Annotated in this window: 16 protein-coding genes; 13 read left to right on the forward strand and 3 right to left on the reverse strand. The window is 64.4% G+C overall.

The features are described from left to right. Positions 1-2 precede the first annotated feature (2 nt). The 12 genes from H7F16_RS13065 to H7F16_RS13120 are packed head-to-tail and all read left to right on the forward strand — an operon-like array spanning position 3 to position 16,139. Positions 3-920, forward strand: coding sequence for a hypothetical protein (locus tag H7F16_RS13065; protein WP_185798040.1), 918 nt, complete (start codon positions 3-5; stop codon positions 918-920). Continuing rightward, entirely contained in the window at positions 917-3,484 is a 2,568-nt protein-coding gene (locus H7F16_RS13070; protein ID WP_185798041.1) for a type VI secretion system contractile sheath domain-containing protein, read from the forward strand. The genes H7F16_RS13065 and H7F16_RS13070 overlap by 4 nt, the downstream gene beginning before the upstream one ends. Positions 3,485-3,486: 2 nt before the next feature. Further along, positions 3,487-3,780 carry a hypothetical protein gene (locus H7F16_RS13075; protein ID WP_185798042.1) on the forward strand — a complete coding sequence of 98 codons (294 nt, stop codon included), beginning with the start codon at positions 3,487-3,489 and terminating at the stop codon, positions 3,778-3,780. After that, positions 3,777-5,879, forward strand: coding sequence for a type VI secretion system Vgr family protein (locus H7F16_RS13080; protein WP_185798043.1), 2,103 nt, complete (start codon positions 3,777-3,779; stop codon positions 5,877-5,879). The genes H7F16_RS13075 and H7F16_RS13080 overlap by 4 nt, the downstream gene beginning before the upstream one ends. Positions 5,880-5,890: 11 nt before the next feature. After that, positions 5,891-6,502 (forward strand): DUF6931 family protein, encoded by a 612-nt coding sequence (locus H7F16_RS13085; RefSeq protein ID WP_185798044.1) that lies wholly within the window; start codon positions 5,891-5,893, stop codon positions 6,500-6,502. 1 nt (position 6,503) lies between these two features. After that, positions 6,504-6,800 (forward strand): PAAR domain-containing protein, encoded by a 297-nt coding sequence (locus tag H7F16_RS13090; protein ID WP_185798045.1) that lies wholly within the window; start codon positions 6,504-6,506, stop codon positions 6,798-6,800. A gap of 7 nt (positions 6,801-6,807) precedes the next feature. Next, entirely contained in the window at positions 6,808-8,382 is a 1,575-nt protein-coding gene (tagH, locus tag H7F16_RS13095) for a type VI secretion system-associated FHA domain protein TagH (protein ID WP_185798046.1), read from the forward strand. A gap of 36 nt (positions 8,383-8,418) precedes the next feature. Further along, positions 8,419-9,756 carry a type VI secretion system baseplate subunit TssK gene (gene tssK, locus H7F16_RS13100; RefSeq protein ID WP_185798047.1) on the forward strand — a complete coding sequence of 446 codons (1,338 nt, stop codon included), beginning with the start codon at positions 8,419-8,421 and terminating at the stop codon, positions 9,754-9,756. 36 nt (positions 9,757-9,792) lie between these two features. Beyond that, on the forward strand, positions 9,793-11,187 hold the full coding sequence (gene tssL / locus H7F16_RS13105) for a type VI secretion system protein TssL, long form (protein WP_185798048.1): 1,395 nt from the start codon (positions 9,793-9,795) through the stop codon (positions 11,185-11,187). Continuing rightward, positions 11,187-14,780, forward strand: coding sequence for a type VI secretion system membrane subunit TssM (gene tssM / locus H7F16_RS13110; RefSeq protein WP_241741430.1), 3,594 nt, complete (start codon positions 11,187-11,189; stop codon positions 14,778-14,780). The genes tssL and tssM overlap by 1 nt, the downstream gene beginning before the upstream one ends. Continuing rightward, a complete protein-coding gene (tagF, locus tag H7F16_RS13115) occupies positions 14,780-15,424 on the forward strand; it encodes a type VI secretion system-associated protein TagF (protein ID WP_185798049.1) in 645 nt (214 codons plus the stop codon). Before tssM ends, tagF begins: the two co-directional genes overlap by 1 nt. Continuing rightward, a complete protein-coding gene (locus H7F16_RS13120) occupies positions 15,417-16,139 on the forward strand; it encodes a PP2C family protein-serine/threonine phosphatase (protein ID WP_185798050.1) in 723 nt (240 codons plus the stop codon). The genes tagF and H7F16_RS13120 overlap by 8 nt, the downstream gene beginning before the upstream one ends. Before the next feature lie 41 nt (positions 16,140-16,180). On the opposite strand, the gene H7F16_RS13125 is transcribed toward H7F16_RS13120, so the two are convergent. The 3 genes from H7F16_RS13125 to H7F16_RS13135 are packed head-to-tail and all read right to left on the reverse strand — an operon-like array spanning position 16,181 to position 19,405. Further along, positions 16,181-17,047: a hypothetical protein gene (locus H7F16_RS13125; protein WP_185798051.1), complete on the reverse strand. Its 867-nt coding sequence runs from the start codon at positions 17,045-17,047 to the stop codon at positions 16,181-16,183. A 10-nt stretch (positions 17,048-17,057) separates the two neighbouring features. After that, on the reverse strand, positions 17,058-18,563 hold the full coding sequence (locus tag H7F16_RS13130) for a caspase family protein (RefSeq protein ID WP_185798052.1): 1,506 nt from the start codon (positions 18,561-18,563) through the stop codon (positions 17,058-17,060). Continuing rightward, positions 18,563-19,405: a M15 family metallopeptidase gene (locus H7F16_RS13135; RefSeq protein ID WP_185798053.1), complete on the reverse strand. Its 843-nt coding sequence runs from the start codon at positions 19,403-19,405 to the stop codon at positions 18,563-18,565. The genes H7F16_RS13130 and H7F16_RS13135 overlap by 1 nt, the downstream gene beginning before the upstream one ends. Positions 19,406-19,647: 242 nt before the next feature. Between H7F16_RS13135 and H7F16_RS13140 the strand changes: the two genes are divergently transcribed. Further along, positions 19,648-20,262: an OmpA family protein gene (locus H7F16_RS13140; protein WP_185798054.1), complete on the forward strand. Its 615-nt coding sequence runs from the start codon at positions 19,648-19,650 to the stop codon at positions 20,260-20,262. Positions 20,263-20,284 lie beyond the last annotated feature (22 nt).

Raw genomic sequence — 20,284 nt, forward strand, 5'->3', positions numbered from 1 at the left:
GGATGAAGCTTTTCAAGATCAGCTTTCGGATAAACCCCCTCGCGGAAACGTCGAGGGAGACGAAGAAGGCACTTGAAAATGACCCGAAATGCCGACCGCTGGTGTTGGCTTATTATTATGAGGACTCGGTCGAACTTAACGAACGCAAGTGGGACGATAAGGAGCTGTTCGAGGCACTTACGGCCTTTGTCCGCTATGATCTTCAGGTGCTGAGTGTCGCACTTGCCGATGCGGTCAAGAACTCGCAAAAGAAAGGCGAACCGCTTTCGGAACTGGTCAAGGATGTCATCGCCGATTTCAAGCAGAAGCTTGATAAAAAGATATCCCGGGGTCTGGATGAATTGAAAGGCGACGGCGGTGCCAACAAGGCCACCGCAAAGAGCATGACGGATGCGCTGAAGAAGATCGCCGCCGATGTTTCCGAGGATGCAATTACAAAAGCTGCCGATGCGTTGAAGTCATTCGTCGAGACCTTCGCAAAGGCCATAGGAGACGAGGAAGTCACGCTCGACAGGTTGGTTTCGTCCAAGGCCATTCGGGAATACGAGAAGATCATGGCCGCGTTCACCAAATCGACCAAGGCGGCAGACCAGTCGATTCAGGGCGTGATCTCGGCTGTGAAACAGATCAAGAACAAGAAGGATCTTGAAGCGAGGATCGTTGCCATAATCGAAAGCGTGAAGTCGGACGTTTCGACGTTCGAAGACTATCTTTCGGAATACAAGGAATTTGAGCGCGAGGCCGGTGCGATCAAATCGGAACTTGGCAACAAGACGGTTTCGGCCAAGAACCTGCATGATATTATAAAAGATCTGGATAAATTAAAAGGCGCTGACAAGAAGGCCAAAGACATCAGAACCAAAAGCGCCAATGCCAGACGGCAGCTTAAACAGGCCATGACGGACCTTAAACTCAAATGACACGCAACAGTGATGAAACCCCGCCGCAGGACGGCACCGGCAAGGGCACCGCGTCAAGCGGGGGCGGCGATCTGCAATCGGCGTTTGCCGCCCTGCGCCGGGCTGCGGGCGAGGCAGCGCCTGCGGCGTCCGATGCCGCGTCTGACGCCCTTGCCGCCCTGCGCGGAACCGTCGCGGCCGAAAGCCCAGCCGCGGCAGAGGACGCGACGGATGCGCTTGGAGCGCTTCTCGGAACGCTTGGGGCCGATGCCGAAGCACAGGACCCGGAACCGGACCTTGGCGCGCTTTTGCAGGGTCTGGCCGATGAACCGGCCCCCGACGGGGTGACGGATCTTGACGCCCTGCTTGGCGCGCTGGGCGAAGCGCCGGTCGGCGATGCCCTGCCCGAGGTCGCATCGACCGACGCGCTTTCGCTGGCGGGCCTTGGCTTTCATGCCGAACCGCCGCCCGATGCGGATTTGCCCGACGCGCGCGATGACGTTCTTGGCGCCCTTGCGCGTGCGGGGGCGCAGGCGCAGGACACGGGCGGGGAAACCGACGACATTGGCGCGCTGCTGGCGGGCCTGACGCAACAGGCCCCCGCCGACGCCGCAGACAGCGCCGGCAGCGGGCTGGACGATCTTGACGCGCTGTTGGCGGGTGTCGGGCTTGCAGAGGACGGCCCGTCGACCGAGGGCGCGGCCGAAGGCGACCCCCTTGCAGCCCTTCTGGAAGATATGGGCGCAGTGCAGGATGCGGCATTGCCGCCTGCGGTGCCGGTTGCCGAAGCCGGTGATCCGGTCACCGACGGGGGCCTGCCGCCGGACCCCGCGCCCGCCGATGCGGTGCAGGCCCCCGCGGCGGCCCGCCCCGCCGTGCAGGATGAATTTGGCCGCCTGCCGCTTGCTGCGCCCGATCCTGCCCGCCTGAAACGCGATGTGTTCCGCATTGCCATTCTGGCCGATTGCTCGGGGCGGTCGGCCTCGGGCAGGCTTGGCGTCGGAGATGACATTGCCGCGCGCCGCGCCATCCGGCTGGATATCGACCGGCTCGATGACATCATCGAAAGTTTCGCCACCACCCTGAGCCTTCAGGTCGGCGCTGACGGTGCCGCGATCGAGGTCGCGTTGCGTGATCTCGATGCGCTGCATCCGGACGAGCTGTTCGAGAATGTCGAGCTGTTCTCGGCGCTGAAATCCATGCGGCAAAGCCTGTCGGGCAGCGCGGCGGCCCATGCGATCCGCCAGATGCAGGGCTGGGCGCAGGACGGGTCTGCCGGGCTGATGCCGCAGCGCGCCAAGTCGTCGGGGGGGGCCGTTCCGGCGGACCAACGGCTCGATGGGCTGGCTGCACTGGTCGCGCAACCGCGCAGGGCCGCGCAAACCCCCGTGGCCGATCTGTTGGCCCGCGCCGTGGCTCCGCATGTCGTGGCCGCGCCGCACCCCGAAGCGGGCGCCTATCGCGCGGCGGTCGATGCCGCCCTGACCGATGCGATGCGGCTTGTGCTGCATCATCCAGAATTCAGGCAGGTCGAGGTGACGTGGCGCACGCTCGATTTCCTTGCCCGGCGGATCGAGACCGATGCCAAGGTGCAGATCACCCTTTATGACATTTCGGCCGAGGAATTTGCCGCCGATCTGGCTGCCGAAGAGGACCTGACGCGGACAGGCCTGTTCCGCCTTTTGGCCGAAAACCCGCTGTCGGAAAGCGGGGCAGGCGGGTATTCGGCCATCTTCGGGCTGTATGGTTTCGAGGAAACACCGCCGCACGCGGCGCTTCTGGCGCGCATGGCGCAAATCGCCGCCTGGGCCGACGCGCCCTTTGTGACCGGATTGTCGAATGCCGTGATCGAGGTCGCGCCCGAGGACCGCCATCCGCTTGTCCGCGCGGCGTGGGACAGGCTGCGCGCCCTGCCGCAGGCGAAATGGCTGGGGCTTGCCTTGCCGCGTTTCATGCTGCGGCGTCCCTATGGCAAGAAATCCGAACCGGTCGACAGTTTCGCTTTCGAGGAATTCGATCCGGCTGCGGGGTTGAACAGCCTGCTCTGGGGCCATCCGGCCGCTGTGATCGCCGTGCTTCTGGCGCAAAGCTGGACCAAGGGCGGGCGCGATCCGGCAAAGGTGCTGAGCATCGGCGAGATGCCGTTCCACTACATCACCGACCGGCATGGCGATCAGGTCGCCTTGCCCTGCACCGAACGCAACCTGACGCTGACGCGGCTTGAATCCGTCGCGGCGCGGGGCCTGATGCCGCTTGTGTCGATCCGCGGGCGCGATCAGGTGCGGCTGGCCTCGTTCCAGTCCTTTGGCGGCGGTCCGCTGCTGGGCCAGTGGTCCGACAGCGCGATGCGGCCCCAGACGCTGGCACAGCCCGGTCCCGCAGCACCGGAAACGCCTGCGCCCGCGCCCGACGCGCCTGCACCCGCCGCTTCCGCCGAAATGGTCGTCTCGCAAGAGTTTCCGGCAGAGCCGGCGGCCCTCGACGATCTGGACGCGCTTTTGGCCGGGTTTGCCGACACCGGAACCGCCGAACCCGGGCAGGACGGTCTTGATGCCGAGCTTGCCGCATTGCTGGAGGGACTATGACCGTGACCCTTCCCGACGACACGCGCCACCTGCCGATGCTTTTGGCGGTCGGCACGTCCTATACCTTGTTCCGTGGCGAGGAACATCTCGACGATATTCTGATGACGGGAAAGAACTACCCCTTGCCCGTGCTGTGCATCCGCTTCGAGTCCGCCTTTGAAATGGGCATGTTCATCGCGCAAGCAGGATCGCAAAGTGACAACTGGGGGATAAATCCGGGCATCGTCGACCGGCTGAAGCGTGACGGACATCTGCACGAAATCGCATATCGGCCGGGGGATGGAAGCACGCCATGACCGCAAAACAGTTCATCCTCGAGAACCGCGATGTCGTGCTTTACGCGCCGATGATCAAGGGCGCGAACTTCACGCGCGCCGTGATCGACGAGGGCCTGAGCGAGCCGATGTCGGCCACCGTAGAATTCGCCGTATCGGACCGCGATCTGGATTACTCGAAGATCCTCGGGCGGGAATTGGCCGTGCGTGTCGCCATCGGCGAGGAAAAATGGCGCGATTTCCGGGGGATTGCCTTTGAGATCGAATATATCGGCATGTTCGAGGGGCTTTATCTTTACAGCGTCCAACTTCGGTCATGGCTGTGGCTGCTGACGCTGTCCAAGAACAACCGGGTGTTTCAGGACCTGTCGCTTCAGGACATCGTGAAACGGGTCATCGGGGACTACGGACAAAGCGATTTCGAATTCAAGACAAGCCGCGAATACAAGAAGCGCCCCTATACGATCCAGCACAACGAGACCGATTTCGACTTCCTCTCGCGGCTGCTCGAGGAAGAAGGGATGTATTATTTTTCGAACTGCGAGAACGGCAAGGAGAAGATCTTCTTCGTCGACGGGATCGGCGGGCATACCACGGTGCCGGAGGCCGCGACGATCAAGTATTACGAGCCGGAACCCAACTACCGCCGCACGGTCGACCATATCTTCGACTGGATATCGTCGGAACAGGTGACGACCGGCAAGGTGACGCTGTCGGATTACAATTTCGAAACCCCGAAGTCGGACCTGACGACAAAGTCGGCGCAGCCCAAAGGCTCGCATGGCAACAAGGACCGTGAACACTATGTCAGCCCCGGAAAGTATCGCGACACCGAGGCGGGCAATACTTTTGCACGCATCCAGATGGAGGCCATCGCCGCCCGCCACACGTCGCGCCGCGCGGTCTGCAACGTGCCGACGATGGCGGTCGGGTTCATCTTCGACCTCGACCAGCATCCGCGTTCAACGGAAAACGCCGCCTATCTGGTGACGCGCGCGCGCCATCTGGTCCAGATCGAGCCGAAGTCCAAGGAAATGGTCGACGCCCTTGGCATGCTTCACGGGCGCCTGCCGAACGATCCGGACAACTACGACCGCTATCGCAGCCAGATCGAGGTGCTTCCCAAGACGTCGGTTTTCCGCGCCGAACGCAAGGTGCCGTGGCCGCAGATTCCGGGACTCATGATCGCAAAGGTCGTTGGTCCCAAGGGCGAGGAAATCTTTACCGACAAGTACGGGCGCATCAAAGTGCAGTTCCCCTGGGACCGCGAGGGCAAGAACGACGACCATTCGTCCTGTTTCGTGCGCTGCGTCATGCCTTGGGTGGGCAACAAATGGGGCATGGTGTCGATTCCGCGCATCGGCCAAGAGGTCGTGATCCAGTTCGAGGACGGCAACCCCGACCGGCCGATCTGCACGGGCATGCTCTACAATGCCGACAACATGCCGCCCTATGATCTTCCGGCCAACAAGACGCAGACGGGCATCAAGACCAACACCTCGGCCGGCGGGGGCGGGTTCAACGAACTGATGTTCGAGGACAAGAAGGGCGAAGAACTGGTCCGCATGCAGGCCGAGAAGGATTTCACCCAGATCGTCAAGAACAACGCGACGGTGACCATCGGGATTGAAAAGAAGGATGCGGGCAACCTGACCCAGACCATCCAGAACCACCTGACCGAAACGCTGAAAGCCGGGGACCATACCTTTACCGTCGAGGCGGGCAAGGAGACGCGCAAGATCGCGAAGGACCAGACCGAGGAAGTCGGCGCGAACCGCAAGAAGGACATCACCGGCGACAGCACCGAAACCGTCGGTGGAAACGAGAAACTGGACGTCACCGGAAACCGGGAGATCACGGTGACCGGCAACCAGAAGACATCGATTACCGGCACCGAAACCACCGAAACCACCGGCACCGCCGACTGGAAGGTGAAAGGCCCGATCACGATCGAATCCAATGCCTCGATCACGCTCAAGGTCGGCGGTTCGCAGATCGTGATCAGCCCGCTGGGCGTCACCGTCGAAGGGATGTCGATCAAGACCGACGCCAAGATGGCGGCCGAGCATTCGGGCGGGCTGTCGATGGTGGTCAAGGGCTTGATGGTGAACATAAACTGATGGAACGCGACATGAAAAACCGCTTCGCGAACCTGAAGAAAGTGCCGCAACAACCGGCCGCGCGCCTGCTTGCGATGGCGAACCTGAAGCTTGACGCCGAGCTTCAGTCTCCGGCCAGCGCGCCGGTCGATGTCGTGCTGGCCGAACTGGATGCCAAGGCGGCCTTTCCCGACACGCTGAAGCTGCTGTCCGTGGCGCTGCCCCCGCGCGAGGCGGTGTGGTGGGCCTGTCTTGCCGGACGCGACCTGCTGGCCGCCAATCCCAAGCTGAAGCCGCCGCGCACGCTCGAGGCCGCCGAGGCATGGGTGTTCCGCCCGACCGAAGAGAACCGCGCCGCGGTGCAGAAGTCGGTCGATACCGCCGAAAATGACGACGACTGCGTCTGGTGCGCGATGGCCGCGATCTATTCGGCGGGCAATCTGGGGGTGGGCCATATGTCGGAATACCCCGTCGCCCCCGAGGCCCTGCCCGCGATGGTCATCAAAATGGTAATCTTGTCGCTTTCGGTCCATGCTGCGGATTTCGAGGACCATTGCAGGCTGGTCGTGGACCGCGCCCTCGACATCGCACGGGGCGGCAGCGGCCAGATCACCCCGCAAGCGCAGTTGCAGGAAGGAGTCTGACATGCCCGGACCCAATCAGGCGCGATTGACCGATCTTCACATCTGCCCCGTCACGGCGGGCGCGCCCATGCCGGTTTCGGCGCCCGGCGCGCTGAACGTGATGGTGCTGAAACTGCCTGCGGCGCGGGCGACCGATCTTTGCGCCGCCGCCCTGCCACCCGTGCCGCATCCCATCGCCAAGGGGTCGATGACGGTGATGATCGGCAAGCTTCCGGCGGCGCGGATCGGCATGGACCCCTGCGCCTCGGGCGGGGTGATCCTGCCGCCCGCCGCTTTCAACGTCTTTACAGGGGGATGAGGCGTCCATGACCGTGACGCTGCGCTTCCAGTCGACAGGAACGGTTCCCGGCAATGGCCGCCCCGTCAGCATGACCGGCACAAGCCTGACCATCGGGCGCGGGCCGGAGAACGATCTGGTCTTGCCCGACCCCGACAGGATGATCTCGAAACGCCACTGCGTGATCGAGGATCATGGCGGCAATATCGTGGTGATCGACTTTTCGTCGAACGGGACCTTTCTGAACTATGGCAAGGTTCCGCTGGGTCAGGTGACGACCCCGCTGAACGATGGCGACGTGCTGTCGATGGGAACCTATGAACTTGTCGTGTCGATCAGTCAGGCACGCGGCTTCGACCCGCTGGCCGATCTGCCCCCGCCCGTGGGCGAGGTGGCGGTGTCGCATGGCAATGCGGGTGCTGCGCCGGACCTGTCGAACCTGCTGGACGATCCGTCGCGCGGCGGAGATTTCCTTGACGATCTGATGGGGGCGGCGGCGCGGCCGGCGGGGCCTGCGGCGGTGCAGCGCGAGGACCCGTTCGATCCGCTGTCGCTGGCACCCCTGCCCGACGATGATGATTTTCTGACACCCGCAGCACCCGTCGCCTTTGGCGGGGCGTCGCGGTCGAACCATTCGGCATCGGCGCAGGATGCGTTCCGGCCGAGCGGCGTGGCGGCATCCGCCTCGGTCATTCCTGACGACTGGGACGATCTGTTGGCGCCGACGCCCGCCCCGACACCCGCGCCGCGCGCGCCTGCGGCCCCGCCGCCCCCGCGTCCTGCGGCGGCGGCCCCCGTGGCACCGGCTGCGATTCCTGTCGAGCTGGACGACGATTTCCTTTCCGACCTTGCCCCCGCGCCTGTGGCCCCCGCGCCGCTTGCGCCCCCACCTGTTGCGCCTGTCGCCGAACCCGCCGCAGCGCCGCCGCCGCAGGCACCGGCGGTGGCAGCCCCTGTCGCGCCGCCCGTCAGCGCCCCGCCTGTGGCTGCCGACCCCGCGCCCGTGACAGGCCCCGCCGCATCGCAGGATGCGGCCCGCGCCTTCCTTCATGCGCTCGGGGTCGAGGGCCTTGCCGTGCCGGATGCGGACCTGCCCGACACCATGACGCGCCTTGGCGGTGTCTTGCGCGCGATGATCGAAGGCCTGCGCGAGATCCTGATGACGCGGACCTCGATCAAGGGCGAGTTCCGCATCAACCAGACCATGATCAGCGCGGGCCGCAACAACCCGCTGAAATTCTCGGTGACGCCGGAGCAGGCCGTCGAGGCCCTGGTCAAACCGCCACCGCGTGGCTACCTCGACGCGCCGACCGCGACGGCCGAAGCCCTGCGTGACATCAAGGCGCACGAGGTGGCGATGGTCACGGGGATGGAGGCGGCGCTGAAAGGGGTGCTGGGCAAGCTGGACCCCAAGGCGCTGGAAAGCCGGATCGTCGCCAAGGGCGGCTTTGCGGGACTGCTGAAGAACCGCAAGGCGCAATACTGGGAAACCTACGAGGCGCTCTACGCCGAAATTTCCGATCAGGCCGAGAACGATTTCCAAGAGCTTTTCGCCCGCGAATTCGCCCGCGCCTATCAGGAACAACTGGAAAAACTGAAATGATCCTGCCGCAAACCGCCACCGCCGGAAAGGCCCGCCATGTCCTGGGATAGCCGCGTTCTTTGGATTGAGGGGCTGTTTCTGCAACCCCAGCATTTCCAGCAGGCCGACCGCCATGTGGAAGCGCAGATCAGTGGCCTTGCCCGCCATGTGTTGCCCTATCTCTGGGGGGTGAGCGCCCTCGAGATCGATGAGGAGATGCTGAAATCGGGTCAGTTCTCGGTCAAGGCGGTTGCCGGGCTGACCGCCGATGGCGCCACGTTCCGCGTGCCCGCGACCGAGGACCATCCGCCATCGCTGATCGTGCCCGAAGGGATCAAGGATTGCGTGGTCTATCTGACCGTGCCCAGCCGCCGCCGTGGCGCGCCCGAGGTCGAGATGACGGGGGCGGAACTGTCGGCCACCCGGTTCCGGCCTGCCGAGATCGAGGTGACCGATACCGTGGGCCGCGACCGCACGCCCGTCACGCTGGCGGTGGGCAAGCTGCGCCTGCAATTCGCGCTGGCGGTCGATGACCTGTCGGACCGGCTGGCCATTCCGATTGCCCGCATCCTCGAGGTGCGGCCCGACAAGCAGGTGGTTCTGGACGGCAGTTTCATTCCCGCCTGTATCGACCTGCGCGCGGCCCCGACGCTTTCGGGCTTTCTGCGCGAGCTGGAGGGTTTGCTTGCCCATCGGCAAAAGGCCCTTGCGGGGCGGCTTTCCGAAACCGGAGCGACGCGGGGTGTGGCGGAAATCTCCGACTTCCTGATGCTGATGGTGCTGAACCGCAACCTGCCCGTGATCCGGCATCTGCTGACGCTTGAAAACGTGCATCCGGCAACGGCTTTCCGCGAATGCGCCGCATTGGCCGGAGAGCTTGCAACCTTCATGGCCGCCGAAAAGACGGTGCCGGACTTTCCGCCCTATGTGCATGACAACCTGTCGGCAAGTTTCGCGCCGCTGATCCGCGCGCTGCGGCAATACCTGTCGTCGGTGCTGGAGCAATCGGCGGTGTCGATCCCGCTTGACCCGCGCAAATACGGCATTTCGGTCGGCATCATCGCCGACCGCAAGCTGATCACGACGGCGGGTTTCGTGCTGGCGGTCAAGGCGGATATCCCGCCCGAAACCGTGCGCCGCCATTTCGCGGGCCATGCCAAGCTTGGCCCGGTCGAGGAAATCCGCCAGCTCGTCAATTCGGCCCTTCCGGGGATCGGGCTGACCCCGCTGCCGGTCGCGCCGCGTCAGGTGCCCTATCATGCGGGGGTCGTCTATTTCGAACTGGAACGCGACAGCCCCTATTGGCGCAAGATGACCACCTCGGGCGGGGTCGCGGTGCATGTGTCCGGCGATTATCCGGGGCTGACGATGGAACTCTGGGCGATCCGGCAATGACGGGCCGCGCCTTGCGGATTGGGGAAAGGACAAGCGATGTCGGACAATGATCCCTTTGCCGAACCGGATGACAACGAACGGACGGTGATCCGCCCGAACCCGGGCGGGCGACGACCGGCATCGGCCCCGGCGGCCCCCGCCTATCAGGCACCGCCGCCTCCGGCTGCCGCCTATCCCGACCCGCCGCGCGCGCAGGCGGCCCCTGCCGCCGCAGCCGCAGGTGCCGCAGCGCCCGCCATCGCGGCGACCGGCCTGAACCCGCTGAACGGTCAGGCGACCACGCTTTTCTCGCTTATCAGCCGCATCCGCAACCGCGCGCAGCACCTCGACCCCGAAAAGCTGCGCGCCAATGTCGTGGCGGAAGTGCGCGGCTTCGAAGGCCGCTGCCTGACGGCGGGGATCGACCCGCAGAACGTCAAGGTTGCCCGCTATGCGATCTGCGCCACCATCGACGACGTGGTGCTGAACACCCCCTGGGGCGAGGCGTCGTCATGGGCGCAGCAATCGATGGTCGCGACCTTTCACCGTGAAACCGTGGGCGGCGACCGGTTCTACGATCTGCTTGCGCGGCTGGAACAGGACCCTGCGCGCAACATCGATCTGCTCGAATTCCTTTACATGTGCCTCTCTCTCGGATTCGAGGGGCGGTTGCGGGTGGAACATGGCGGCAGCGACAAGCACCTGACCATCCGGCAGGGACTTGCCCGCATCATCCGCGGCCAGCGCGGCGAGGTCGAAGCGGATCTTTCGCCGCATTGGAAGGGGCTGGAAAAGCCGCACAGGCCGCTTTCGGTCTGGACGCCGGTCTGGATTGCCTCGGCCTGTTTCGCGGTTCTGCTTGGCGCGATCTATGCGACGCTGGCCTGGGCGCTGACGTCTTCGGCCAATGCCGCCATCGACCAGCTTGCGGTTTATGAAACCCAGCCCTTGCCGACCTTTCTGCGACAGGCGCCACCGCCACCCGACCCGAAGCCCACGGTTGCGGATGTGAAGATGCTTGACGGGTTGCAGACCTTTTTGCAGCCCGAGGTGGATGCCGGACGCGTGACGCTGCTGCAAGACACCAGCACCATCACGATCCGCATCGCAGGCGCGGGCATGTTCGGGTCGGGTTCGGACGCGCTGAAACCGGAATTCGACGAATTGCTGACCCGCGTCGCCGATGCGCTGAACAGCGTGACGGGGCCTGTGCTGATCGCCGGGCATTCGGACAGCGACAAGATCCGCACCTCGCGCTTTCCGTCGAACATGCACCTTTCGCTGGCCCGCGCCGAAGCGGTCCAGAAATTCCTGGCGGCCAAGTTGACCGACCCCGCGCGGCTGACGGCGGAAGGGCGGGCCGACAAGGAGCCCATCGCCGACAATGCGACGCGCGAAGGGAAGGCTGCGAACCGCCGGATCGAAATCGTTCTGAGAAGGATTGAAAGCTGATGATGCGTCAAATGCTGATCCGGCGGATCATTTGGTCGATCTTCAGATCGGTCATCGGATCGCTGCTGGTCTTTGCGATCGTCGTTTCGGGCTGCATCATCTGGTTCGGCCCTCTGCTGGCCTTTGGCGAAAGCCGCCCGCTGGAGTCTCCCCTCGCACAGGGGATCGCGGTGGGTTGCCTGTGGCTGGTCGTGCTGCTGACGATCCTGCTGGTGTTGTGGCTGCGCGCGCGCCGCAATCGCGCCATGACCGAGGATATCGTCAGCGGTCCCGACCCCGAAGACCTGACCGATGCCGCCGTCAAGGCCGAACTGGGCGAGGTGCGCGCCAAGATGCGTGCGGCAATGGTCAAGCTGCGCAAGGCCAAGGGCCGGAAATCGCTGGCCGAATTGCCGTGGTACCTGATGATCGGCCCCCCCGGTGCGGGCAAGACGACGGCCATCGTCAATTCGGGCCTGCAATTCCCGCTGGCCGAGGAATTCGGCCGCACGGCGCTGGATGGCGTTGGCGGCACGCGCAACTGCGACTGGTGGTTCACCGACAACGCCGTGATGATCGACACGGCGGGCCGCTTCACCACACAGGAAAGCGACGCCGCCGCCGACAGCGGCAGCTGGCTCGGCTTTCTCGGGATGCTCAAGAAGCACCGCCCGCGCCAGCCGATCAACGGGGCCATCGTCGCGCTGTCGCTGGCCGATCTGTCGATGCAGGACGAGGTGACGCAGAAGAACCAGGCCAAGGCGGTGCGCCGCCGCTTGCAGGAATTGCGCGAGAAACTGGGCGTGCGCTTCCCCGTCTATATCGTCTTTACCAAATCGGACCTGATCGTCGGCTTTTCGGAATTCTTCGAGAACCTTGGCAAGGAGGCGCGCGAACAGGTCTGGGGTTTTACCCTTCCCGTGACGCGCCCGAAGGCCGAAGACACGACCCTTGCGGCTTTCGACGGTGAATTCGATCTGTTGCTCGACCGGCTGAACAGGCTTTCGCTTGACCGCATGCAGCAAGAGACCGACCACCAGCGCCGCAGCCTGATTGCGGGATTTCCGGCGCAGGTCGCCTCGATCCGGCAGGTCGCGCGGGATTTCCTGACCGAAATCTTCGTCGAGAACAAATACGAGGCGCGACAATTCCTGCGCGGCGTCTACTTCACCTCGGGAACGCAGGAAGGCACGCCGATCGACCGTCTGATGATGGGCATGGCGCGCAGTTTCGGCATCGGTCGCCAGGCCATCGGTTCGGGGCGCGGACAGGGGCGCAGCTTCTTTCTGACGCGCCTGTTCGACGGCGTCATCTTCCACGAGGCGGGTCTGGTTTCCGCCGATGACAAGGTCGAGCGGATGTATCGCTGGACCCTGCGCGGGGCGATGACGGCCGTCATCCTTGCCGCCTTGGGAATGGGGGCAATCTGGACGCAAAGCTACCGCTACAACCGCGATCTGGTGGACCGCACGGCGCAGGGCTTTGCCGCCTTTACCGAAGCCGCTTCCAAGGTTCCGGGAAACCCCGTTGCGGATACGCAGGTTGCAGGCACGTTGCCCGCGCTTGAGAACTTTCGCACCATGCCCGCCAACAGCGCGGTTGCCGAGTGGGATTCGGGCCTGACATCGGGATGGGGGCTGGATCAGGGCGCGGTTCTGGCCGACAGCACCGCACAGGCCTATCACGCGGCGCTGGTGCAGATTTTCCTGCCGCGCCTTTTGCTGCGGCTGGAAGAGCAGCTGTCGCAACTGAACGGCGACGACAGCGGATCGCTTTACGATGCGCTCAAGGTCTATCTGAACCTTGGCGGGGTCGGGACACAGAACCCCGACCTGATCCGCGACTGGCTGACCAAGGATTGGGAGCAGCAATTCGCCGGCGAAACGCAGGCACCGCTGCGCGCGGCGCTGCTGGACAATCTGAACGCCCTTCTGTCGCAAGAGCCGGTTCAGGTTCCGCTCAACGGGGACCTGATCGCGACGGTGCGGCAGTCGTTGCAGGAAATGCAGGTGGCCGAGCGTGTCTATCGCGGGATCATCGACAGCCCGGAAGCCCGCGCCTTGCCGGCTTGGACCATTTCGGCGGCGGCGGGACCGCAGGCCGACAAGGTCTTTGTCCGCGCCTCGGGTGCCGCGCTGTCTGACGGGGTGCCGGGCATCTACACCTATGATGGCTTCCAAAAGGTGTTCAAGGCCGGTCTGGGCAAGATCGGGGAACGTGTCGAAGCCGACGGCTGGGTGCTTGCCGATAACCAGTCCACGGCGAAGACGCCCGAAGAGTTGGCCCTGATCGAACGCGACGTGCTGGCGCTTTATGAATCCGATTTCATCAACCGCTACGAGGATATCCTGAAAGACGTCGACATCCGGCCCATCGGCATTCTGTCGGATGCGGTCGAGGTCACGCGCATCCTGTCGAGCCCGTCGTCGCCGTTGCGCTATCTGCTGCAATCGATTGCCGTCGAAACCGTGCTGACGCGCGAGCCGGATGCCATTTCGGCTGCGGTCAGCGAAGGCGCGGGGCAGCTTGCGGCGGGGGATGCCACGGTTCTGCTGCCGGGCGAAGTGCGGATGGTCGTTGATTCGATCCGTCAGGCGCAAAGTGCGGGCGGGGCCGGAGAAAAGCCGAAACCCGGTTCCGAGGTGCAAAAACGCTTCCAATGGCTGGTCGATCTGAGCTTTCCGCCGGCCGAGGGCACTCCGGCACCGGTGGACAACCTGATCGGCGTGCTGGACGGCGTCAGCAAGGAGCTGAACAAGATGCAGTTCACCGGCGGCGCCTCGGCGGCTGCGGTTCCCGAGGACAGCGCCATCGTGCAGCTTCAGATGGTCGCCTCGGGGATCGGCGGACCTGTCGAACGCTGGGCGGGGCAGATCGCCTCGGGGTCGTCGGGCATTTCGGCCGAGGGAACGCGGGCCTCGATCGACGCGCGGTGGAAAAGCACGGTTCTGGCGATGTGCGAGCAGGTCACGGCGAACCGCTATCCGTTCGAGAAATTCGCCCCTGCCGATGTAGGTCTGGCCGATTTTGCCAAGCTTTTCGGTCCCGGCGGGTTGATTGACACCTTCTTCAACGAGAACCTTGCCGCAGTGGTCGACACCACGCAGCGGCCCTGGGTGTTGAAGGCCGGAGCGGGCGGGGCCAGCATCGCGATCTCGGAAACGGCCTTGGCGCAATTGCAGGCGGCGGCTGACATCCGGCAGGCGTTCTTTCCCAACGGACCGACGCCGCAGGTCACCTTCCAGTTGACGCCGCATTCGCTGGACAAGCTGTCCAAGTCGGCGACGCTGGAAATCGACGGGCAGAAGGTCGAGTTCGACCTCGACAATCCGACGCCGGTGCAGGTGGTCTGGCCCGGTGATGTCGGCTTTGCACAGCTGTCGTTCCTGCCCGAGAAGCGCGGCACCGAGAGCAATATCCGCGCCGACGGACCTTGGGCGCTGTTCCGGCTGATGGATGCCGCCTCGCCCCGCCGCACGGCGGCCGAGGACCGGCTGCGCATCTACTTCACGGTTGGACAGCGGATCGCCATCGTCAACCTTCAGTCAACGGCCTTGGTCAGCCCCTTCTATCTACAGGCGCTGTCCGAGTTCACCTGTCCGAAGTCGTTCTGATGACGGCGCGTTACGGTGCCTTCGGCAAGATACCCGCCTTGGGGGATTTCTTCCGCCTGGCACTGTCGCAGGATTTCGTAGCCCCGTGGGACCGATGGCTTCAGGCGTCGATCGTCGAGGCCCGCGCGGCCTTGGGCGCAGGGTTTCAGGACGCCTATATGTCGGCGCCGATCTGGCGGTTTTCGCTGCCGCCGGGCGTTGCGGGCAGATCGGCGGTGTCGGGGATCCTGATGGCGTCGGTCGATCAGGTCGGACGGCTGTTTCCGCTGACCCTTGCGCAGGAAGCCGGAACGGGCGGCGATGTATTGGCCGATCATGCGGCCCTGCTGGCCGTGGCGACCGAGCTTGAGGAAACGGCGCTGGACGCGCTGTCTGACACGCTGTCGCGCGATGCCCTGGCCGCGCGTCTGGAGCTTTGTCCCGCGCCGCGCCGCGCGGTCCTGCCGCCGGATGCGCGCTACCTGCGTTTGCAGGGCGGGGCGCTGGTGCCCGCGTCGCCGCCGTTTTCCCCGCGTCATTCCATCTGGTCGGCACCGGCCGGGGACGGGCTGGTGCTGATCGCCGCCGACGGTCTGCCCGCGCCTTTGTTCGCAACGCTGATCAACTCTGCCACGCTTCGCTGCGAAGGGGCGGCCCATGACTGAGACACCCTTGATCCGCTACAGCGCCACGACCCATGTTGGACGGGTGCGAAAGATCAACGAGGACAGCATCCTCGCCCTTCCCGAGCATCATATCTGGGTTGTTTCGGACGGGGTGGGCGGCCATTCGGCGGGGGATTTCGCCAGCCAGACGGTCGTGGATTCAATCGCCATACTGCCGCCCGATCTGCCGCCCGCGCAGATGATGGTCGAAATCCGCGCGGCGCTGGGGCGCGCGCATGACATCATCCGCGCCGAGGCCCGCGCCCGCGATGTCGACCTGATCGGCGCGACCGTGGTCGTGCTGATGCTGCACGGCCGGCATTTCCTGTGCTTCTGGGCCGGAGACAGCCGCCTTTACCGCCTGCGCGACGGAATGGTCGAAATGCTGTCGTCGGATCATTCGGTCGTGTCCGAATTCGTCAATGCCGGGCAAATGACATGGGACGAGGTGGATGTCCTGCCGCAGTCGAATGCGATCACGCGCGCGGTCGGTGTCGGCGATACGCTCGAGCTGGACAAGATCTGGGGCGAGATGGAAGCGGGCGACCGGTTCATCCTGTGTTCGGACGGGCTGACCAAATACGCGCGGACCGCGACATTGCAGGCGCTGGCCGCGCGCGCGCCCATCGAGACGGTGGCCGATACCCTGCTGACCTATGCCCTTGAACAGGGTGGCGGGGACAATGTGTCGATCATCGTCGTCGACGTCACTTGACAGGCCGCCCCCGCGGGGGAGCGGCCGCGTGTCATGCGCCGTTACGACCGCAGCAGGAGCATGGAGTTGTCCATGCCCGAGGCGACCGTCTGATAGGCGGCGTAGCGCGCCTCGCTGTCTTCGACCGAACGGATGAGCAGGATCTGCGCGTTCTGCAAGATCACCGTTGCCGCTGCCGCCGTTGCCTCGACCCGGTCGGCGCGAATGGCCGGAAGCGGGGCGCGGGCCACGGCGGGCGCGCGGCGCGGGACGTCGGTGACACGGGCCTGCGGGGCCTCGGCATCGGCGTTCTCGTCCGCGAGCGCGCGCAGCTGGTCGGCGGTGTCGTTGAGAATGCGCTTCATCTCGAAATACTGGCCGCCCGACGGGAGTTGCTGGGCCAGCGCCTTGTACTGGTTCGCAAGGCAATAGACCCGATACTGGATCTGGAAGGTGTCGCAGGTGTCGTTCACCGCCTTGATCGACTTGTCGAGCGTTCCGGTCAGCTTGACCGGATCGGTCGGCTCGATCGGGCCATCGAAGCAGGATGCCAGCGTGACCTGCGCCTCGGCGGCAAGTGCGTCGCTTTGGCGGATCAGCTCGTCAAGAGCGGGCGAGGCATCGGCCACATCCATGCCCGGCACCTCGAGAAAGCCGACGTTCCCGCCACCGCCGTTGTCGATGTCGTCGGGGCAGGGGCCGGACACCTCGATCAGGCCGCCGTCATGGGTTGCGCGCCCGAGGCCCAGTTCCAGGTGCGGCATCAAATCCGCGCCCGTCTCGATCAGGACTTCGCTTCGCAGACCCTGCGGCGCAAGGATACCTGCCGAAACCACTTGGGGCACCATCGTCATCGGCATCACGGCCCCGATCATCACGCCGCGCCGCGCCGTGCGCCAGAAGCCCGCTTCATTCACTTTCTGCATCATGCGTATCCCCTTATCCTGAAATGCCGTAGGCGAGGCGGATCGCCTTTTGCGTCCCTTCGCCGAAATCTCCGTCAATCGTACCTGCGTAGAAATCGTACTCGGCCAGCTTGGCCTGCAAAGCCTTGCGCGTATCGGCCGAGAACACGTCGGGCCGCTGGCTCACCAGATCGAAAACGCGTTTGCTGCCTGCGCGTATCGCGTCGTAAAGGTAGTTCGCCGCATCGGCGGGCCCTTTGCCCGGAACCTGCCCTGCGTTGATCATCGCGGCGTAATTGTACATCGCCTCGCGGTGGCGCACATTGGCGGCGCGCTCGAAATAGGAAATCGCCGTGGGCACGTCCTGCGGCAGTCCATAGTCGCCGCGGGCATAGAAGAAACCGAGGTTGTTGAGCGCGTCGCCAAAGTTCTGGTCGGCGGCCTTCTTGTAAAGCTCGAGCGCCCGCGCCGTGTCCTTTTCGGTGCCAAGCCCCAGTTCCAGAATGCGGGCAAGTTCGAACATCGCCTCGGGCTCGCCCGCGTTGGCGGCGCGTTCCAGTTGCCCGATGGCGGCTTGGGGGTTGTAGCGTTTCTGGTCCTGCGGGTTCAGCCACATGCGGCCCAGTGCGATCATCGAGCGCGTATCGCCGTCATCGGCCAGACGCTTGAACTGTTCTTCCTGTCCGGGCGGCACCTCGGCCCATGCAAGCTGGACGTCCTCGGCCGCGATCTGCGTTCCCGCGCCATCGGTTCCGGCCAGAAAGAACGGCTCGCCCGGAAGCGATCCGTAGGTATGCGGTTCCTGGAAGTTGCCGGTTTCCTTGAGCACCATGTCGCGGACCTGACGGAACATCAGGCTGATCTCGAGGCCCGGTTGTTTCATCCGGTCGGCAAGGGCGGTGGCAAAGGGGCTGTTGCCGCCGTTTCCGTCAAATGCCACGGCCCCGTCGCGCGCGGCAAAGGCGACCAGCGTGCCGCGATCCGGAGAGGGGGCGGCCATGCCGCCGCCGGCGCTGCTGCGCGTCGCCTCGTCGGTGGCCGGTTCCTCGGCCTGGGCTACGGGTTCCAGACCGTCACCGAAGGGATTGTTGCGGCAGGCGTCAAGGATCACGATCCGCATCTTACGGGCGCGGTCCACCGATGCGAGAAACTGCTTGAGCGAAACCGACTGCGCCTGCACATCGCGGTTCGAGCCGACCTTTGCGTCGACCGGCACGAGGAAATTCTCGCCCTGCACCTCGATTCCGTGACCGGCGAAGTAGATCAGCGCCAGATCGGCGGTTTCCGATTTGAAGGAAAACTCGGCCAGCTTGGCCTGAAGTTCGGCCAAGGGGGAATCGACAAGCAGGGTGACATCGAACCCGATGCCTTGCAGCGAGCCTGCGATCAGCTTGGCGTCGTTGACCGTGTTTTCGAGCGCCAACCCCTCTTGCTGATACTTTGCCATGCCGATGACCAGCGCCTGACGGTCGGACCCTGCCTGCGCCACGGCCCCCCAAAGCATCAGGACAAAGGCCAGGATGGCCGGAAATGCGCGCATCACAACCGCCCCTCTGACTGCCATTCGAGCAGCTTTTCCTCGCTTACCTCGAAATGCATGCTGTCCTCGCGCGTTTTGAAACCCGCACCCCAAATCCATCCCGCTTCCTCGAAGAAATCCGCCATGATCGTCAGGCCGAGCTGGGTTTTCCCGTCGCCCAGCGTGTCGAGATAGCCGTCGATGTTCAGATCGACGGCCGTTCCGAAGGAATGCGAGGACCACTTGTCCGTGGTGCCCCGGATCGGACGCACGCAGAGCGCCCCCGCGCTGGTGATGCGGTTGTAAAGATCGACGTCGACGCCCTTGATCTGCTCGAACACCTCGGCAAGCGACTCGGTCGCGGCTTTCAGCATCTTGACGCGAATCGGGCCGACATCGGCCTCGACGAGATGTTCCTCGAAATCCGGGTTGTCGACGGTCAGGCAACCATCGGTTTCGACCAGCGCCATCGCGGGCGCGCCGAGCAGGTCGACAAGGAAGGCCGGGTCGGGAACCGTCCACTTTGAATTCAGCGCCTTGCGCGCGGCGACCGTGACCACCTGCGCATAGGATTCAAGGATCAGGTTGTCGGCCCCTTGCGGGGTTTGCATCATCGTGTCGCCGCCCGATTGCGGGGCAGATGCCGCCGTGGCCGCTGCCTGCATCGCGGCAAGATCGGCCTGAAGCGTGGCGATCTGTTCGGCCATGTCGTCTATCTGGAAGCGCACGGCCTCGAATTCGATGCGCAACTCGCGGTCGACCGCGCCGCCCGAGGGACCTGCGAAATACATGCTGCCCATGACGCCGATCACGGCCGCGATGATGATCGACAGACCGATGATGATCGGAGGCATAAGCCGCATCAGCGGCACCTTTGGGCGGTTCGAGGCAAAGCGGAACGGAAGGGTATCATGGACTGCGCGACACCTCGGTTAACTATCGCTAACAATGCTATCCAAAATCGTGTGTCACGCAACATAAGCCCGTCCATGTCGTTAAAATTTATTGATCGACAGGCTTTTGTATGTGCGAATGCTTCATAAAGATTAATCGTCTTGCGGCACCCGCCGCGCCGCCCCGAACGCACAGATACGGAGATTTCGACATGACGCTTCGTTCCCGCATTTTCGCCACCCTGCTGGCCCTTGCCCTGCCGCTGGTTTCGCTGCCCGCCGCGCCTGTTCTGGCGCAGGACGCCTCGGGCATGACGGCAGAAGAGCTTGAGGCGCTGTTCAAGAAGCAAAAGACACGCGGCCTTGTGCTGGCCCCTGCCGGTGAGCCCGCCGCGGCAGCACCCGCCGCCGCGGATGCAACCGCCGCGACGACAGAGACGGCTGCCGCACCCGCTGCCGAAGCCGCGACAACCTATGTCGAAAACGACTCGGACACGGCGGTGAACATCCAGATCAAGTTCGACTTCGACAGCGCCGCCCTGCGTGACGACCAGAAGCCGAAACTCGGCGCGCTTTGCACCGTGATGCAGACCAATGCCGATTGGGTCTTCCGGATCGTCGGCCACACCGACGCCGCCGGAACGGCCGATTACAACAACCGCCTGTCGCTGCTGCGGGCGCAAGAGGTGGCGCGCTACATCTCGACCTCGTGCAGCGTGTCGATGGACCGGCTTCAGGCCATCGGCGTGGGCAAGGACCATCTGGCGAACGAGGCCGATCCCCGCAGCGAGGAAAACCGCCGCGTGGAATTCCAGTTGCTCAGCTAAGGTCTTCGCCGCGGATGCACCG

The organism is Paragemmobacter straminiformis, assembly GCF_014243445.1.
Lineage (GTDB): Bacteria > Pseudomonadota > Alphaproteobacteria > Rhodobacterales > Rhodobacteraceae > Paragemmobacter > Paragemmobacter straminiformis.

Coding starts and splice junctions, on each gene's coding strand:
- tssM (WP_241741430.1), top strand. CDS start 11,187: ATGATGCGTCAAATGCTGATCCGGCGGATCATTTGGTCGATCTTCAGA.
- H7F16_RS13135 (WP_185798053.1), bottom strand. CDS start 19,405: ATGCGGCTTATGCCTCCGATCATCATCGGTCTGTCGATCATCATCGCG.
- tssK (WP_185798047.1), top strand. CDS start 8,419: ATGTCCTGGGATAGCCGCGTTCTTTGGATTGAGGGGCTGTTTCTGCAA.
- H7F16_RS13140 (WP_185798054.1), top strand. CDS start 19,648: ATGACGCTTCGTTCCCGCATTTTCGCCACCCTGCTGGCCCTTGCCCTG.
- tssL (WP_185798048.1), top strand. CDS start 9,793: ATGTCGGACAATGATCCCTTTGCCGAACCGGATGACAACGAACGGACG.
- H7F16_RS13090 (WP_185798045.1), top strand. CDS start 6,504: ATGCCCGGACCCAATCAGGCGCGATTGACCGATCTTCACATCTGCCCC.
- H7F16_RS13085 (WP_185798044.1), top strand. CDS start 5,891: ATGAAAAACCGCTTCGCGAACCTGAAGAAAGTGCCGCAACAACCGGCC.
- H7F16_RS13070 (WP_185798041.1), top strand. CDS start 917: ATGACACGCAACAGTGATGAAACCCCGCCGCAGGACGGCACCGGCAAG.
- H7F16_RS13130 (WP_185798052.1), bottom strand. CDS start 18,563: ATGCGCGCATTTCCGGCCATCCTGGCCTTTGTCCTGATGCTTTGGGGG.
- H7F16_RS13125 (WP_185798051.1), bottom strand. CDS start 17,047: ATGATGCAGAAAGTGAATGAAGCGGGCTTCTGGCGCACGGCGCGGCGC.
- H7F16_RS13120 (WP_185798050.1), top strand. CDS start 15,417: ATGACTGAGACACCCTTGATCCGCTACAGCGCCACGACCCATGTTGGA.
- tagH (WP_185798046.1), top strand. CDS start 6,808: ATGACCGTGACGCTGCGCTTCCAGTCGACAGGAACGGTTCCCGGCAAT.
- tagF (WP_185798049.1), top strand. CDS start 14,780: ATGACGGCGCGTTACGGTGCCTTCGGCAAGATACCCGCCTTGGGGGAT.
- H7F16_RS13080 (WP_185798043.1), top strand. CDS start 3,777: ATGACCGCAAAACAGTTCATCCTCGAGAACCGCGATGTCGTGCTTTAC.
- H7F16_RS13065 (WP_185798040.1), top strand. CDS start 3: ATGAAGCTTTTCAAGATCAGCTTTCGGATAAACCCCCTCGCGGAAACG.